Below are 14,047 nucleotides of genomic sequence, written 5' to 3'. Positions count from 1 at the left end.
TGTCCGGCGCCCGATCGCCCGTCTGGGCCGCACCGGGATCGCGGCCGCGGCAAGCGTACTCCGCTCGACCGGGCCGGACGACCGGCTAACTCCCCCACGTGGACGGCATCCACCCTTCCTCCCCCACCGGCGGCAGCTCGGGCGACAGCAACGCCAGGTCCGGCGGCACCAGCACCGCCGCCGAAACGAGCGCCGCCACCAGATCCTCGTCCGGCGAGCCCGGCCGGAACCGGAACCGCACCGAATCCAGCACCCCCGCCACCGCTTCCGCGGTCCACCCGCCGTCCGGATCCAGCGCGGACAACCGGCTCGCGGCCAGCCGAACCGGCACCGGGCGCGGCCGTTCCTCCCGCCGCAGGAACGCGCGCGCCACCATCGCGAGCACGAGCCGTTCGTCCGGCCGCAGCCGCCCGGCCGGGAGCGGCGACGGCGTCCCGTCGGCGATCCGGATCTCCAGCACGTGCTCGCGGTCCCCCGAACCGCGCGCGTACACCGGGAGATAGCCGGGCGGCAGCGGAACCGGCGCGGCCCCGGCGAACACCAGCCGCGACCGCGGCAGCCGCAGCGGCACCTTGCCGGTCGCTCGCACCCACCACCGGCCCGCGTGCCGCTCCAGCACGCCGTGGCGGCGGCTGACCCGGCGGTCGTCCTCGCCGAGCGGAACCGTCACCTCGGCGGTGTTCCGCCCGAACGTGACCGGCCCCCGCGCCGCCGGCGGCACCAGGACTCCCCCCGCGCGTCCCAGCACCACCAGCGTGCCCGGCGGCGACGCGAACCCGAGCGCGAGGCTCGGGTGTCCCGCGGGCAGCGTCCGCATCGCCTCCCCTGCCACGGACACCCCCTGCGGAGCCGCTGCCGGACCCCGGTCGGCCGCGACGGCCCGCCGGGGGCGCGGGGCCGGATCCGCCGCGCACCGCGAGTCAAGCAGGCGGGGCCGGGACCCCTCCCGGATCGTCGCCGGGTTCGAGCAAAGCCAGGTCCGGCGGGACCAGCGACGTCGACAGCAGGAGTTCCTTGATGAGGTTGTCGTTGAGCGCGTTCCCGACCGGTTCGCCGACCTCTTCCCTGGTCAGCCCGGCCACCCCGGCGCGGGCCAGCCGGGCGCGCACGGCGCCGACGAGGTGCTCGACGCGCTTGCCGCTCCAGCGTCCTTCCGGTTTGAGCTCGGACAGCTGCGCCGCGACCTGCCGCCACGCGAGCGGCTGCGGGTACTGGTCCTGCAGCAGATACCGCTGCGCGAGCGAGACGAGGACGAGCCGTTCGTCCGGCGTCAGCCGCCACATCCGCGGCGGTTCGGTGACGTCCTGCGGCCGCGAATCCGGGCGGCGCCCGTCCGCGCCCGCGACGTACACCTCCAGCAGGTGCTCGCGCCCGGCCGAACCGCGCACGAACGCCGCGGTGTAGCCCTCGGCCAGCGGCACCGGTTCCTCCTCGGGGAACAGCAGCCGCGAACCGGGCAGCCGGATCGGCAGCTTCCCGGTGTTGTGGATCCACCAGCAATCCCGGCGGCGCACCAGGAACCCCTGCTGCCGGCTGACCTTCCGGTCGTCCTCGCCGACGCACACGTGCACGTCGTCGCGGTTGCGCCCGAACAGCACCTGCCTGCCGTCGCGCGGCGGCATCCGCACGCCGCCGGTCACCGCGAGCGCGAAGATCGTGCCCGGCGGCGAGGGCGGGACGCCGTGCGCGAGGCTGCCGTGGTCCGGGCCCAGCTCTTCCGGCGGGCCGCCGGGAAACGCGGTCATGTCTTCGGCAGCTTTCCGGCCAGCGAACCGGCCAATGTGGACACTGGCGCGCACAGCCGCTCCGAGGGCGGTTTTCCGTGCACCACGACCCGAAGGCGTTCCACCCTCGGGTCCCCGTGCGCGTCGGTGTAGGAACGGTAGACGAGGACCGCCTGGCAGGTGTCCGTCGCGAACTCGTCGGTCTTGAGATACGCGTCGTGCCCGCCGACCTGCACAAGCTGGCCGGTCGTGCTGTCCGGCGGCTGGTCCCGGTCGAACATGACGGTGACCGAGCGGTCGCTCGCCGGGCTCTTCCAGTCGCACCACCAGCCGCCGAAGCCGCGCTCGATCCGGACTGGCGCCTCGACCCCGGCCGTGGCGGAGATCCCGATCGAGTCCAGGAGCGAGCACGCGTCCATGTACGCCAGCGAACCCGCCGGGAACGCCGTCGCGCGCGGCGGAACCCCAGCCGCGGCCATGGCTTTCGTCGCCGAAGCGACCGCGGTGTCGGCGGCCCGGCAGAGGTCGAGGTTGTACCCGTCGTTCTGCTTGGCCGTCACCTTCACCGCGAACCGGTCCTGCAGCTGAATCGTCCGCTCGCACTGGTCCGGCGACGACGCGGCGAAAACCGCGAACGGCCCGGACTTCGACTGCGCGCCCTCGATCGCGGAACCCGGCGGGTCCTCCAGCTCCACCAGGACGTCCGCTTCGCGGTCGCCGTGATGCAGGAGCACGTCGCAGCGGTTGAAGTTCCCGTAGTCGGGAACCACTTCCGGATCGCCGAACGGCTTCAGCGGCGCGGGATCGACCAGCCGGCACGGGTCGGCGGCCCGCGGGTCGGGACCGATTCCGAGCTTCGGCTGCGCCGCAGGCGGAGTCGCCTCGGTCTTGGCCGGGCGCGTCACGAAATACGTGGCGACCACGACCGCGACCGCCGCGGCCGCCACTCCGGCGAGCAGCAGTCCGCGCCGGGTGCGCCGCCGTTTCGGCACGTCGACCGGCAGCGCGTCGATTCCCTCCGCGAGCAGTTCCCCCGCCGACACCGCGGTCGGGCGTTCGGCGGGGTCGCGCCGCATCAGCAGTTCCAGCGCCGGCGCGAGACCGTCCGCGTGCCGCGCCCGCGGGACCGCGCCCTCGGCGACCCGGCGGATGGTGGCGTACTCGTTGCCGCCGGAGAACGGCGGCGCGCCCTCGACGGCGGCGAAAAGCGTTGCCCCCAAGGAAAAAATGTCCGAGTCCGCGGTGGGCGGATGCCCTTGCGCGACCTCCGGGGCGAGGTAGTCCGGCGTGCCGCCGATGAGCGGCGAATCGGTGACCGTCTCGTCCGTGCGGACCGAACGGGAGATGCCGAAATCGGTGAGCTTCGCGCGGCCGTCGGCGGCGATCAGGACGTTGCCCGGCTTGACGTCGCGGTGCACGATGCCGTGCGCGTGCACCGCGCCGAGCGCCGCCGCGATCTGCACGCCGATCTCGGCGACCGTGCGCGCAGGCAGTCTTCCTTCCGCGGCGAGGATTTCCGCGAGGCTGCGCGCCGGGACGTACTCCATCACCAGCCACAGCTCGTCCCCGTCGGCGGCGACGTCGAAGAAGGTGACCACGTTCGGGTGCAGCACCCCGGCCGCCAGCCGGGCCTCGCGGCGCAGCGTCCGCCCGCTCACCACGTCGGACAGCCGGGCCTGCTTGAGCGCCACCTCCCGGCCGAGCCGGTCGTCGCGCGCCCGCCAGACGACGCCCATGCCGCCGCTGCCGACGCGCTCCAGCAGCCGGTACCGGTCCGCGATGAGCTGGTCCCCGTGCACCGACGCTCCCCTCGGCGTGGTCCGACCCCTGTGAGGTAACTCGCAGTAACGATACTGCATCACGCGCGTTCGCCGGAAGCGGCCCGGGGACCCCTCCCGCCGTCCGGCCCTATCTTCGCCGCGTCCCCCGTCCGAGCGAAGAAGAGGAGACCCATGCGCACCCTCGTCCTGGCCGTCACCGCGGTGCTGGCCGCGGCTTTCGCCCCGTCCGCGCACGCCGGTTCCCGGCTGCACATCACCGCAGGCGGCACGCCGGACCACCCGCGCGTCTATTCCGGCGGCGGGAGATCCGTCCCCGGCATCGACGTCGACGCCGACTGGGTCGTCGTCGACGGATTCACCCTCGAAAGACCGTCCGCGCCCGGCGTGGAAATCCGCGGCGACCACGTGACGCTGAAGAACACCAGAATCACCGCCCCGCACGGCGGAGACGGTGACGGCATCCGGTTCTTCGGCGACTACATCGCCATCGAGCACAACACGATCAGCCAGACCTCGAACCGCGACGGCGCGCACGCCGACTGCATGCAGACCTTCTCCAGCGACAGCCCGCCGAGCAATCACGTCCGGATCGAAGGAAACCGCTGCGAGAAAATCGACAACATGTGCCTGATGGCGGAGGGCCCGAACGACGGCGAAGGCGACGGAAAAGGCCACACCACGGATTTCCTGATCAAGGACAATTTCTGCGAAACGCTCGTGGCTTCGCAGACGCTGATGTTCGAGGACGTACAGCAGGCCGCTATCACCGGCAACACCTTCGCGGCGGGCCCGGACCACGCGATCGGCTTGGCCATCCACTCCACCGGAGCCCACGTCGAAGGCAACCGCGTGGACCCGTCGATCCCGTGCGAGGTCGGCATCGACGATTCGTCACGGGAGGGCTACACCGGACCGGAGCCCGCTTGCGCTCCGTGACCTTTGTGGACGGTCCGGCCGACCGCGCACCGTGACCGGAACCGCCGGATTCCGCGCGGAGTTCGGGCAGTCGGGTGAATCGGGGGTGACCCGATTCACCAGGGCACGGAGCGGGTACTTCCTCCGGGACGGCACGCGGGCCGCCGAAGGAGACTCCATGCTCAGTCACCACGAACGCGTCGAGCTGGACAAGATCGAGCGCTGGTTCGAAACCAGCGACCCGGAGCTGGCCGCCGCCCTGCGCCGCGGCAAACCGGCCCGCTCCGCCGCGCTGCTGACCGCCTTCGCGATCCTGCTGGACGTCGCCGCGTGCGGTCTCCTGGTCGCCGGGATCGCCGCGTCGAGCCCGGCGCTGACCGTCTGTGCCCTCTTCGCCGCGGCGGGCGGGGTCGCGGCGCACGTCGCGCGCTGCCGCGGGTGACTTCGCCCGATCGGCCCGGAGAAGTCCGTGAGGGCCACCCTCCGGGAATCTGATTCCCCCAGGGTTCCCCTCACGTACTTCCCGCGGGGACGCCACGCGACCAACCGGCCCGGCGCCTCTGGATGCGCCGCCGGCCCCGCGCACCGCACACTGGTCCAGTGTCCGATTGGGTGCTGCACGTCGACCTCGACCAGTTCATCGCCGCCGTCGAGGTCGCGCGGCGGCCGGAGCTGCGCGGGCGGCCGGTGATCGTCGGCGGGAACGGCGATCCGGCCGAGCGCGCCGTCGTGGCGACCGCGTCGTACGAGGCGCGCGAGTTCGGCGTCGATTCCGGCATGCCGCTGCGGCTGGCCGTCAAACGCTGTCCGGACGCGGTCCTCCTCCCCGTCGACGCCCCGGCGTACCAGGAGGTCTCCGACCGCGTCATGGCCCGGCTGCGGGAGTTCCCGGTGGTCGTCGAGGTGCTCGGCTGGGACGAAGCCTTCCTCGGCGCGACCGCCGACGATCCCGAAGCGCTCGCCGCCGAAATCCGGCGCGGCATAGAGGAGGAAACCGGGCTTTCGTCGTCGGTCGGAATCGGCGACAACAAACTCCGCGCCAAACTCGCCACCGGGTTCGCGAAACCGGCCGGAATTTACCGGCTCACCCAGGAAAACTGGTGGGACGTCATGGCGGAACGGCCCACTGACGCGTTATGGGGAATCGGCCGGAAAACCGCGAAGAAACTCGCCGAAGCCGGGTATTCCACCGTGCTCGCCCTCGCCGCCGCCGACCCGGACGCGCTCGCCGCGCGGTTCGGTCCGAAGCTGGGTCCGTGGTACCGGCTGCTGGCCGGCGGCATCGGCGACGCCGAGGTGAGCGCGACCCCGTACGTCGCGCGTTCCCGAAGCAGGGAAACGACATTCCAGCAAGACCTCACCGACCCGGACGCCATCGCCAGGGAGACCGCGACCCTGGCCGGACGCGTCGCACAGGACGTCGCCAACGAGGGACGTCCGGCGGCGCGCGTCGCGGTCAAGGTGCGGTTCGCGCCGTTCCTCACCCACACCCACAGCGTGACGCTGCCCGCACCGTCGTCGGATCCGGCGGTGCTCGCCGCGGCGGCGCAAGACCTGTTGGGCCGCTTCGCTTTCGGCAAACCGGTGCGGCTGCTCGGCGTCCGCGCCGAATTCCCGCGCGCTTGACAGGTCCCGACCGGGCTTGCCAAGGTGGAAACCGACGCGCCCGCCGGGGCGCGGCTCCGGGCCGAGAGGCGCTGCGACGGGGTTTCCCCGCCACGCTCGGCCCGCGGGACTTCGAGAGAAGGGCGCCTCCTGGTTCAGGAGGTGTCGCGTGCCACTCGGTGTTCCGGCCCCCTCAGCGCCGTCGCGCGAGGTGGGCCGTGTGGTCGGCGACCAGGTCGACCGTCTCCGGCAGGACCTGCCGGATCCGCGAGAAAACCTGCTCCCGCACCGAAATCGGCAGCACCAGGTACGCCGAAACCGTGGAGAACAGACCGATCAGCTCGTCCGCGCTCACCGTCATCCGTTCCTGGACGACGACCTGCCGGACGTCGGCGAACAACTCGGACTGCTCGAGTTCCGTGCCCGGCCACTGCAGTGCGTTCTCCGGCGGCGTGCCGTCCGGCGACGGGACCTCAGCGCTCTCCAGGAACGGGGCCTGAGCGTCGTCGACCGCTTTCCGCACAACGGGATCCGCCGGCCCGATCGGCCCGCCGATCGACGCGAACACCCCGCCCGGCGCGAGCAGGGCGGCGATGCGCGGCCACCGCCCGGCCGGGTCCGTCCAGTGCAGCGCCGCGGCCGAGTACACCAGCCCGTACTGCCGGTCCGGCCGCAGGTCCTCCAGCGCGCCGCGGCGGGTCTCGACGTCGGCGGGCAGGTGCTTGCGCAGTTCGGCGAGCATCGCCGGATCCGGATCGGTCGCGGTGACCGCGATCCCCCGTCCCGCGAACAACCGGGTCGCTTTCCCTGTCCCCGCCCCGATTTCGAGGGCGTCGGAGACCGGCGCACCCGCGTAGTCCAGCACCTTTTCGGCTAACTCGGCGGGATATCCCGGGCGGTACCGCTCGTACGCCTCCGCCACTGCCCCAAAACTCAACGCGCGCTCTGCCATGCCCGCCATTCTGGCCTGATCCGCACCGCGCGCGCCTCCGTTTTCCGAGCACCGGCACGGTGCCCGTGCTCCGTCATGCCCCAAAAACCCCTGAAAGGAACGGAAAAATGTCGCCCACCCTGCGTACCGTCGACGCCTTGGAGTTCGCGGTCGCCGACCTGTCGCTCGCCGCGGCCGGACGCATCCAGCTCGACCTCGCCGAGCACGAAATGCCCGGCCTGATGGCGCTGCGCCGCGAGTTCGCGGACGCCCAGCCGCTCAAGGGCGCGCGCATCGCGGGCTCGCTGCACATGACCGTGCAGACCGCGGTGCTGATCGAAACGCTCGTCGCGCTCGGCGCCGAGGTGCGCTGGGTGTCCTGCAACATCTTCTCCACCCAGGACGAGGCGGCCGCGGCGGTCGTCGTCGGGCCGAACGGCACGCCGGAGCGTCCCGAGGGCACCGCGGTATTCGCGTGGAAGGGCGAGACCCTCGACGAATACTGGTGGTGCACCGACCAGCTTTTCCGTTTTCCCGGCGGCGAACTGCCGAACATGATCCTGGACGACGGCGGCGACGCGACCCTGCTCGTCCACAAGGGAGCCGAGTTCGAGAAGGCGGGCGCGGTGCCCGCCGCGCACGAGGACGACCCGGAGGACTACCGGATCCTGCTGCGCACCCTCGCGGCCAGCCTCGCCGAGGACCCGCAGCGGTTCACGCGGATCGCCGGCGCGATGCGCGGGGTCACCGAGGAGACCACGGCGGGCGTGAACCGGCTGTACCAGCTCGCGGCTACCGGCGAACTGCTGTTCCCGGCGATGAACGTCAACGACTCGGTCACGAAGTCGAAGTTCGACAACAGGTACGGAATCCGCCATTCGCTCCCGGACGGCCTCAACCGCGGCACGGACGTGATGATCGGCGGGAAGTACGCCGTCGTGTGCGGGTACGGCGACGTCGGCAAGGGCGCGGCGGAGGCGCTGCGCGGACAGGGCGCGCGCGTCGTGGTGACCGAGATCGACCCGATCTGCGCGCTGCAGGCCGCGATGGACGGGCTCGACGTGGTCGAACTCGACGACGTCGTGGAGCGCGCCGACATTTTCCTCACCACCACCGGCAACTTCGGGATCATCTCCGCCGCGCAGATGGGGCGGATGAAGCACCAGGCGATCGTGGCGAACGTCGGCCACTTCGACAACGAGATCGACATGGCCGGGCTGGCGAAGGTCCCGGGCATCGTCAAGACCGAGGTCAAACCGCAGGTGCACACGTGGCGGTTCCCGGACGGGCACGCGATCATCGTGCTGTCCGAGGGCAGGCTGATGAACCTCGGCAACGCGACCGGGCACCCGTCGTTCGTGATGTCCGCGTCGTTCGCGAACCAGGTGCTCGCGCAGATCGAACTGTTCGCCAAGCCCGGCGAGTACGCGAACGACGTGTACCGGCTGCCGAAGCACCTGGACGAGAAGGTCGCGCGGCTGCACCTGGACGCGCTCGGCGTCCGGCTGACCAAGCTGAGCAAGGAACAGGCGGAGTACATCGGCGTCGACGTGGACGGACCGTACAAACTGGACCATTACCGCTACTGACCGCGCCGCCGGCCTCGCCGGGAAAAAAGGGGTCCTCCGGCTCCGAGGGGGAGGGAGAGCCGAAGGACCCCCGGTAGTGTTAGCACATCGCCAAGCAGCTTGTACACGGCAAGCTACCCGATCGGGTAAAGCCGCCCCGGCCGCGCAGCGTGGCGGCCGGGGCCCCGGCGACGGTCAGGAAGCCTGCCGCAGCAGGGATTTCTCCGCTCCGGTGCAGGCGCACCCCGCGTCGAGGGTGTGACAGTCGATGATCAGGCCGTGCCGGACCCGGTCCAGGTCGAGGCAGGACGGATCGGTGCACTCGCTGAACCCGCGGTCCGGGTGGACCACCAGGGTGCCGTGACAGTGGTCGATGCCGCTCGTGCAGAACGCGCACTCCATGCTCAGCCGCCTTCCGCTCAGGTATTCGGGTCCCCGGCCCCGTTGCTCCGGGGCCGGACTCCTCCTTGGTACCACTGGAAATCTCGCCGTCGCAGGATACCCGGCGGCGTGTCGGCGCCCCGGTCCGGTGAAGTCCGCCGCAGTCGCTCACCCGGCGTGACGATCGGCATTTTCCGGACGGCAGCAGTGAAATTTCACTGTTCCGCGGCGCGGAACACCCCGCGGCGGACTCAGGCGCTCTTCGGCCGCCGGGCCCGCGACGCCGGCTTCTTCGCCGCCGCCTTGCCGTCGCCGGCGGCCTTCTTCGTCTCCTTGGCGGGCCCGCGGGTCTTCTTCGCCGCCGAGACGCTCGCCTCCAGCGCCGCCATCAGGTCGACGACCTCGGCCTTCTCCCCCTGCTTCGGCGCGCCGACCGTCTCGCCGCCGCCCGCCTTCGCCTCGATCATCGCCTCGAGCGCTTCCCGGTAGGAGTCCGAGTACTTCTCCGGTTCGAACACCGGCTCCGACAGCGAGTCGATCAGCGACCCCGCCATCGTCACCTCCTGCGGGCGGACCTGCGGCGGATCCTCGTGCAGGAACGGGAAATCCGGGACCCGGACCTCGTCGGCCCACAGCATCGTGGTCATCACGAGCACGTCGTCCACGACCCGCAGCAGCGCCAGGCTCTCCCGCTGGCGCACGGCGACCTTCGCGATCGCCACGTGGCTCGCCTTCTGCAGCGCGTCGCGCAGCACCACGTACGGCTTCACCGCGTTCTTCTGCGGCTCCAGGTAGTAGGTGCGGTCGAACCGGATCGGGTCGATCGACTCCAGCGGCACGAACTCGAGCACATCGATCGAACGCTGGGTCGGCAGCGGCAGCTCGGCGAGGTCGGCGTCGGTGATCACGACCATCTCGCCGTCGGGCAACTCGTAGCCCTTGGCGATGTCGGAGTAGGGCACCTCCTCGCCGTCGATCGAGCAGAACCGCTTGTACTGGATCCGCCCGCCGTCGGCGACGTGCACCTGGCGCAGCGACACGTTCTTGTTCTCGGTCGCCGCGTACAGCTGGATCGGGATGCTGACCAGCCCGAAGGACACCGAGCCCTTCCACATCGACCGCATGCCGCGCACCTCCGCCGTCCGCCGGTACGTATTCACGCTCGGTGACCACCGTAGCCGCGATCGTCCGAATCCGACAGTCCGCGCAGGTCCGGGCCCCTACGCACAGGCGCCGCGAGTGCGCAGCCACTCACCGGCGGCGGTCTCCGGGTCTTGCGTCGGGAAGTCGGGCGCGATCGGGACCGGCCCGTATACCCGCCCGGTCCGGTCTACGTCGGCCACGCTGGTGACGAGCAGTTTCGCCCCGTCTGCCAGATCGAAGACGTCGTTGCCGGTGGCGTACCCCGCGGTGGGGCCGCCGAACGTCGCGGCCCGGGCGAGCCCGCGGAAGGCGATCAGCGTCGCTTCGCCCGAACTCGCGGTGACACGCGACGTCAGCACCGCGACGGGCGGCGCCGGGCGGCTCAGCCGGACCGGATTGACCTCTTCCGTGCCCGGGCGCTCGCCCGACCAGGACCGCCCGTCGCGGACGGTCCAGAACTGCGGAGCCAGCCCCGGCCCGGCGAACGAGCCCGCGACGCCGTCCCCCAGCAACGGGGCCAGCACGGTCAGCATCGGCCACATGGTGCCGCCGGTGTCGTCGCGGAGATCGACGATCCACCCGCACGTGGCCTGCGCTTCGACCGCCCGCAGCGCCGCTGCCCCGGCCTCGATGTACCGGCGCTCCCCCGCCGGGTCGGCGATGAGGCCGGGAATCGTCAGCATCGCGACGCCGTTCTCGACTCGGCTCGACGGCACCGCGATCGTCGTCGCGAGCGGTGCCTTCGCTTGCGCGGGGCTGAGCAGTTTCGTGTGCTGATTGCCCAGTTCGGAGATCACCGTCTGGATCGCCGGATAGGTCTCGGAGAAGGTCGAAGCCCCTTCCGCGGCACGCAACGCCTCGGCCTCCACGCGCGGCCAGTCCACCCGGTCCCGGTCCATCGAGTGCGTCCGCAGCAGGTTCAGCGCGCCGAGAAGATACGTCCGCGGCGTCGGCGCCGACGACTGAGCCGCGACCAGTCCGGTGCCGAGCAGCACCAGCACGACGGCCGCGGCCAGCGCTCTTCTCAAGCCGGAGTGCCCGGGAAATGCGGGTTTTCGATCACCCCGACCAGGTTCCCGTCCGGCGCGCGCACCAGTGCGGTGCGGATCCCGCCGCCGAAATCGGTCACCGCTGAGTGTTCGGCCGCGCCCTCCTCGATCAGCTTCGCCACGGCGGCTTCCACGTCGGGCACTGCCCAGTACGTCACCGGACCGTCGCCGTTTTCCGCGCGGCCGTTCGGATCGAGAGCCAGTTCGTAGCCGTGGACGCTATACCCGACGTAGAACGGCTCGTCGAAGTACGGCGGCACCCCGAGCACCCGCGTCCACCACTCCTTGGCCGCGGCCAGATCGGCGGCGGGATACACGATCGTGCGCAAGCCATCGAACATGTGTTCATCCTGGCACAGCGAGAACGCCGTCTCCGCACCTCGACCCGCCCCCTGCGAGAACGCAACTTTTCGCGGTCCGCATAATTTTTCGCATCGCGCAACTTTCGCTGCTACTCTCGACCCGGTGACCACCACCGCACCCCTGGGCCTGCGCGAGCGCAAGAAACGAGCCGCGCGGAGGGCGCTCGCCGAAGCGGCGCTCCGGATCGCGCTCGAGCGGGGCGTCGACCAGTTGCGGGTGGAGGACATCGCGAACGAGGTGGGCGTCTCCCCGCGCACCTTCAACAACTACTTTTCCAGCAAGGAGGAAGCTGTCTGCGCGTTCATCGTCGAACGGCAGGAGAACGTGCGCGAAGCGCTCCTGGCGAGGCCCGCCGACGAGCCGCTGTGGGACGCGGTCGTCAACGCCTCGATCACCCGGTTCAACGAGGACGACCGCCCGAAGCGCGAGCAAGTGCGGCGGGTCCGCGCGCTGATGGAGAACGGCGCGCTGTTCGCCGAGATGCTGCGCGCGTTCGCCACCGTCGAGCGGGTGCTGGCCGACGCCATCGCCGAGCGGGCGGGCGAGCACGCAAATCCGTTGCACGCCCGGCTGATGGCGAGCATTGTGCAGAACGCTTCGCGCATCGCCTTCGAAACCTGGCTCAATTCGGACTACTCCGACGAAGAGTTCGTATCGGCCTTCACCGGCCTCCTGAGGGAGGCCGCCGCCGGGATGCCGGCACTCGCCGCGCCCGCCGCGGCCCGCTAGACCCGAACCGACGCCATTCACTTTTTTGGGGGAGTACCCGACCGTGCTGGTCAAACTGTTGCGCAGCTACCTGCGCCCTTACCGGGCGGCGCTGTGGGTCGTCGTCGCGCTGCAACTGGTGCAGACGATCGCCGCGCTGTACCTGCCCACGCTCAACGCCGACATCATCGACGGCGGCCTCGTCAAAGGCGACACCGGCTACATCGTGAAGATCGGCGGCGTGATGCTGCTGATCACACTGGTGCAGATCGCCGGGTTGATCGGGGCCGTCTACTACGGGTCCCGCACCGCCTCGGCCGTCGGCCGCGACATCCGCGCCGGAGTCTTCCACCGCGTGCAGGCGTTCTCCGCCCGCGAGATCGGGAAGTTCGGCACGCCGTCGCTGATCACCCGCACCACCAACGACGTCCAGCAGATCCAGCTGCTCGCCGCGCTCACCTTCACGCTGATGGTGTCCGCGCCGATCATGTGCGTCGGCGGCATCCTGCTCGCGCTGCAGCAGGACGTCCCGCTGTCGTCGCTGCTCGTCGTCATCGTGCCGGTGCTGGGCGTCGCGATCGGGCTCATCGTCATGCGGATGCGCTCGGCGTTCCGGCTCATGCAGGTGCGCCTCGACCGGATCAACCAGGTCATGCGCGAGCAGATCATGGGCATCCGGGTGATCCGCGCGTTCGTGCGGGACAAGCACGAGCGCGAGCGTTTCGGCCGGGCCAACGACGAGCTGTTCACCGTGTCGCTGCGGGTCGGCAGGCTGATCGCGCTGATGTTCCCCACCGTGATGCTGGTGGTGAACGTGTCGAGCGTCGCCGTGCTGTGGTTCGGCGGGCAGCGGGTCGACAGCGGGGCCATGCAGATCGGCGCGCTCACCGCGTTCCTGGCCTATCTGCTGCAGATCCTGATGGCGGTCATGATGGCCACCTTCATGTTCATGATGGTGCCGCGCGCGGAGGTCAGCGCCGAGCGGATCACCGAGGTGCTGGACACCGAGTCGAGCGTGCGCCCGCCGGACGAGCCGGTCGCGGCCGCGGCCGAGCGCGGCCACCTCGACCTGACCGGCGTCGGATTCCGGTACCCCGGCGCGGAAAAGCCGGTGCTGCACGACGTTTCCCTGTTCGCCCGGCCGGGCGAGACCACCGCGATCATCGGCAGCACGGGCAGCGGCAAGACGACGCTGCTCAACCTCATCCCGCGGCTGATGGACGCCACCGAGGGCTCGGTCCGGGTGGACGGCGTCGACGTGCGCCGGCTCGACCCGACAGTGCTGTCGTCGGTGGTCAGCATGGTGCCGCAGAAGCCGTACCTGTTCGCCGGAACGGTCGCCAGCAACCTCCGCTACGGCAATCCGGACGCGACGGACGAGGAGCTCTGGCACGCGCTGGAAGTCGCGCAGGGCAAGGACTTCGTCGAACGGATGGAACAGGGTCTCGACTCCCCCATCGCCCAGGGCGGCACCAACGTCTCGGGCGGGCAGCGGCAGCGGCTCGCGATCGCGCGGATGCTGGTGCACCGGCCGGAGATCTACCTGTTCGACGATTCGTTCAGCGCGCTCGACTACGCCACCGACGCCGCGCTGCGCCGTGCGCTCACCGAAGAAACCCAGGACGCGACGGTCGTCATCGTCGCGCAGCGGGTCAGCACGATCCGCGGCGCGGACCGGATCATCGTGCTCGACGACGGCCGCGTCGTCGGCACCGGAACCCACCACGAGCTGATGGACACCAACGAAACCTATCGGGAAATCGTGCTTTCGCAGCTGACCGAGCAGGAGGCGGCGTGAGCGAGGAAACGAAAACCGCGACCGCGCACGACGACGACGAACCAGCCGCCGTCGCGCGCGACAAGACCCGGCCGCAACCCA

14 protein-coding genes and 1 riboswitch are annotated in these 14,047 nt (G+C 70.8%); of the genes, 6 read left to right on the top strand and 8 right to left on the bottom strand.

The genetic code is table 11. The features are described 5' to 3' along the window. Window positions 1–85 precede the first annotated feature (85 nt). The 3 genes from FKO37_RS23555 to FKO37_RS23545 all read right to left on the bottom strand — a co-directional run bounded on the left by FKO37_RS23555 (window position 86) and on the right by FKO37_RS23545 (window position 3,523). The gene (locus FKO37_RS23555) at window positions 86–832 is read right to left on the bottom strand and encodes an FHA domain-containing protein (RefSeq protein ID WP_238605767.1); all 747 of its coding nucleotides are present in this window, start codon (window positions 830–832) and stop codon (window positions 86–88) included. Between the two features lie 88 nt (window positions 833–920). Continuing rightward, window positions 921–1,745 (bottom strand): hypothetical protein, encoded by an 825-nt coding sequence (locus tag FKO37_RS23550; RefSeq protein ID WP_051728843.1) that lies wholly within the window; start codon window positions 1,743–1,745, stop codon window positions 921–923. Then, window positions 1,742–3,523 (bottom strand): serine/threonine-protein kinase, encoded by a 1,782-nt coding sequence (locus FKO37_RS23545; RefSeq protein ID WP_238605766.1) that lies wholly within the window; start codon window positions 3,521–3,523, stop codon window positions 1,742–1,744. Before FKO37_RS23545 ends, FKO37_RS23550 begins: the two co-directional genes overlap by 4 nt. 153 nt (window positions 3,524–3,676) lie before the next feature. On the opposite strand from FKO37_RS23545, the gene FKO37_RS23540 reads away from it, so the two are divergent. From FKO37_RS23540 to FKO37_RS23530, 3 genes are all read left to right on the top strand, one after another. Next, the gene (locus FKO37_RS23540; protein WP_037811342.1) at window positions 3,677–4,441 is read left to right on the top strand and encodes a right-handed parallel beta-helix repeat-containing protein; all 765 of its coding nucleotides are present in this window, start codon (window positions 3,677–3,679) and stop codon (window positions 4,439–4,441) included. Window positions 4,442–4,598: 157 nt separating this feature from the next. Further along, window positions 4,599–4,862: a DUF3040 domain-containing protein gene (locus tag FKO37_RS23535; protein ID WP_037811598.1), complete on the top strand. Its 264-nt coding sequence runs from the start codon at window positions 4,599–4,601 to the stop codon at window positions 4,860–4,862. Window positions 4,863–4,984: 122 nt separating this feature from the next. Next, a complete protein-coding gene (locus FKO37_RS23530) occupies window positions 4,985–6,046 on the top strand; it encodes a DNA polymerase IV (RefSeq protein WP_051728842.1) in 1,062 nt (353 codons plus the stop codon). 57 nt (window positions 6,047–6,103) lie between these two features. Continuing rightward, a riboswitch (S-adenosyl-L-homocysteine riboswitch) is annotated at window positions 6,104–6,181 on the top strand. A gap of 37 nt (window positions 6,182–6,218) precedes the next feature. Here FKO37_RS23530 and FKO37_RS23525 read toward each other — a convergent pair. After that, a complete protein-coding gene (locus FKO37_RS23525; protein WP_238605765.1) occupies window positions 6,219–6,977 on the bottom strand; it encodes a trans-aconitate 2-methyltransferase in 759 nt (252 codons plus the stop codon). Between the two features lie 107 nt (window positions 6,978–7,084). Here FKO37_RS23525 and ahcY point away from each other — a divergent pair, with 107 nt between their 5' ends. After that, window positions 7,085–8,545 (top strand): adenosylhomocysteinase, encoded by a 1,461-nt coding sequence (ahcY, locus tag FKO37_RS23520; RefSeq protein WP_134727328.1) that lies wholly within the window; start codon window positions 7,085–7,087, stop codon window positions 8,543–8,545. A gap of 174 nt (window positions 8,546–8,719) precedes the next feature. Here the strand turns inward: ahcY and FKO37_RS23515 are convergent, their stop codons facing one another. From FKO37_RS23515 to FKO37_RS23500, 4 genes are all read right to left on the bottom strand, one after another. Continuing rightward, window positions 8,720–8,926 (bottom strand): hypothetical protein, encoded by a 207-nt coding sequence (locus FKO37_RS23515; protein ID WP_037811335.1) that lies wholly within the window; start codon window positions 8,924–8,926, stop codon window positions 8,720–8,722. Window positions 8,927–9,156: 230 nt separating this feature from the next. After that, the gene (locus FKO37_RS23510) at window positions 9,157–10,029 is read right to left on the bottom strand and encodes a Ku protein (protein ID WP_037811333.1); all 873 of its coding nucleotides are present in this window, start codon (window positions 10,027–10,029) and stop codon (window positions 9,157–9,159) included. A 96-nt stretch (window positions 10,030–10,125) separates the two neighbouring features. Beyond that, entirely contained in the window at window positions 10,126–11,076 is a 951-nt protein-coding gene (locus FKO37_RS23505; RefSeq protein WP_238605764.1) for a S41 family peptidase, read from the bottom strand. Next, on the bottom strand, window positions 11,073–11,438 hold the full coding sequence (locus FKO37_RS23500) for a VOC family protein (RefSeq protein WP_037811331.1): 366 nt from the start codon (window positions 11,436–11,438) through the stop codon (window positions 11,073–11,075). Before FKO37_RS23500 ends, FKO37_RS23505 begins: the two co-directional genes overlap by 4 nt. A 124-nt stretch (window positions 11,439–11,562) precedes the next feature. Here FKO37_RS23500 and FKO37_RS23495 point away from each other — a divergent pair, with 124 nt between their 5' ends. Then, the gene (locus tag FKO37_RS23495; RefSeq protein ID WP_037811329.1) at window positions 11,563–12,189 is read left to right on the top strand and encodes a TetR/AcrR family transcriptional regulator; all 627 of its coding nucleotides are present in this window, start codon (window positions 11,563–11,565) and stop codon (window positions 12,187–12,189) included. Between the two features lie 43 nt (window positions 12,190–12,232). Next, window positions 12,233–13,966, top strand: a complete 1,734-nt coding sequence (locus FKO37_RS23490; protein WP_238605763.1) for an ABC transporter ATP-binding protein — start codon at window positions 12,233–12,235, stop codon at window positions 13,964–13,966. Window positions 13,967–14,047 lie beyond the last annotated feature (81 nt).

The organism is Amycolatopsis sp. Poz14, from assembly GCF_006704225.1.
In the GTDB taxonomy this organism is placed as follows: Bacteria; Actinomycetota; Actinomycetes; order Mycobacteriales; family Pseudonocardiaceae; genus Amycolatopsis; species Amycolatopsis nivea.
Note: the sequence above shows the minus strand (reverse complement) of the source record. Positions and strands in the feature narration are given on the sequence as shown.

Bases quoted from the DNA above. Each gene is read 5' to 3' on its own strand.
- FKO37_RS23550 (WP_051728843.1), bottom strand. From the start codon at position 1,745: ATGACCGCGTTTCCCGGCGGCCCGCCGGAAGAGCTGGGCCCGGACCAC.
- FKO37_RS23540 (WP_037811342.1), top strand. From the start codon at position 3,677: ATGCGCACCCTCGTCCTGGCCGTCACCGCGGTGCTGGCCGCGGCTTTC.
- FKO37_RS23535 (WP_037811598.1), top strand. From the start codon at position 4,599: ATGCTCAGTCACCACGAACGCGTCGAGCTGGACAAGATCGAGCGCTGG.
- FKO37_RS23530 (WP_051728842.1), top strand. From the start codon at position 4,985: ATGCGCCGCCGGCCCCGCGCACCGCACACTGGTCCAGTGTCCGATTGG.
- FKO37_RS23525 (WP_238605765.1), bottom strand. From the start codon at position 6,977: ATGGCAGAGCGCGCGTTGAGTTTTGGGGCAGTGGCGGAGGCGTACGAG.
- ahcY (WP_134727328.1), top strand. From the start codon at position 7,085: ATGTCGCCCACCCTGCGTACCGTCGACGCCTTGGAGTTCGCGGTCGCC.
- FKO37_RS23515 (WP_037811335.1), bottom strand. From the start codon at position 8,926: ATGGAGTGCGCGTTCTGCACGAGCGGCATCGACCACTGTCACGGCACC.
- FKO37_RS23510 (WP_037811333.1), bottom strand. From the start codon at position 10,029: ATGCGGTCGATGTGGAAGGGCTCGGTGTCCTTCGGGCTGGTCAGCATC.
- FKO37_RS23500 (WP_037811331.1), bottom strand. From the start codon at position 11,438: ATGTTCGATGGCTTGCGCACGATCGTGTATCCCGCCGCCGATCTGGCC.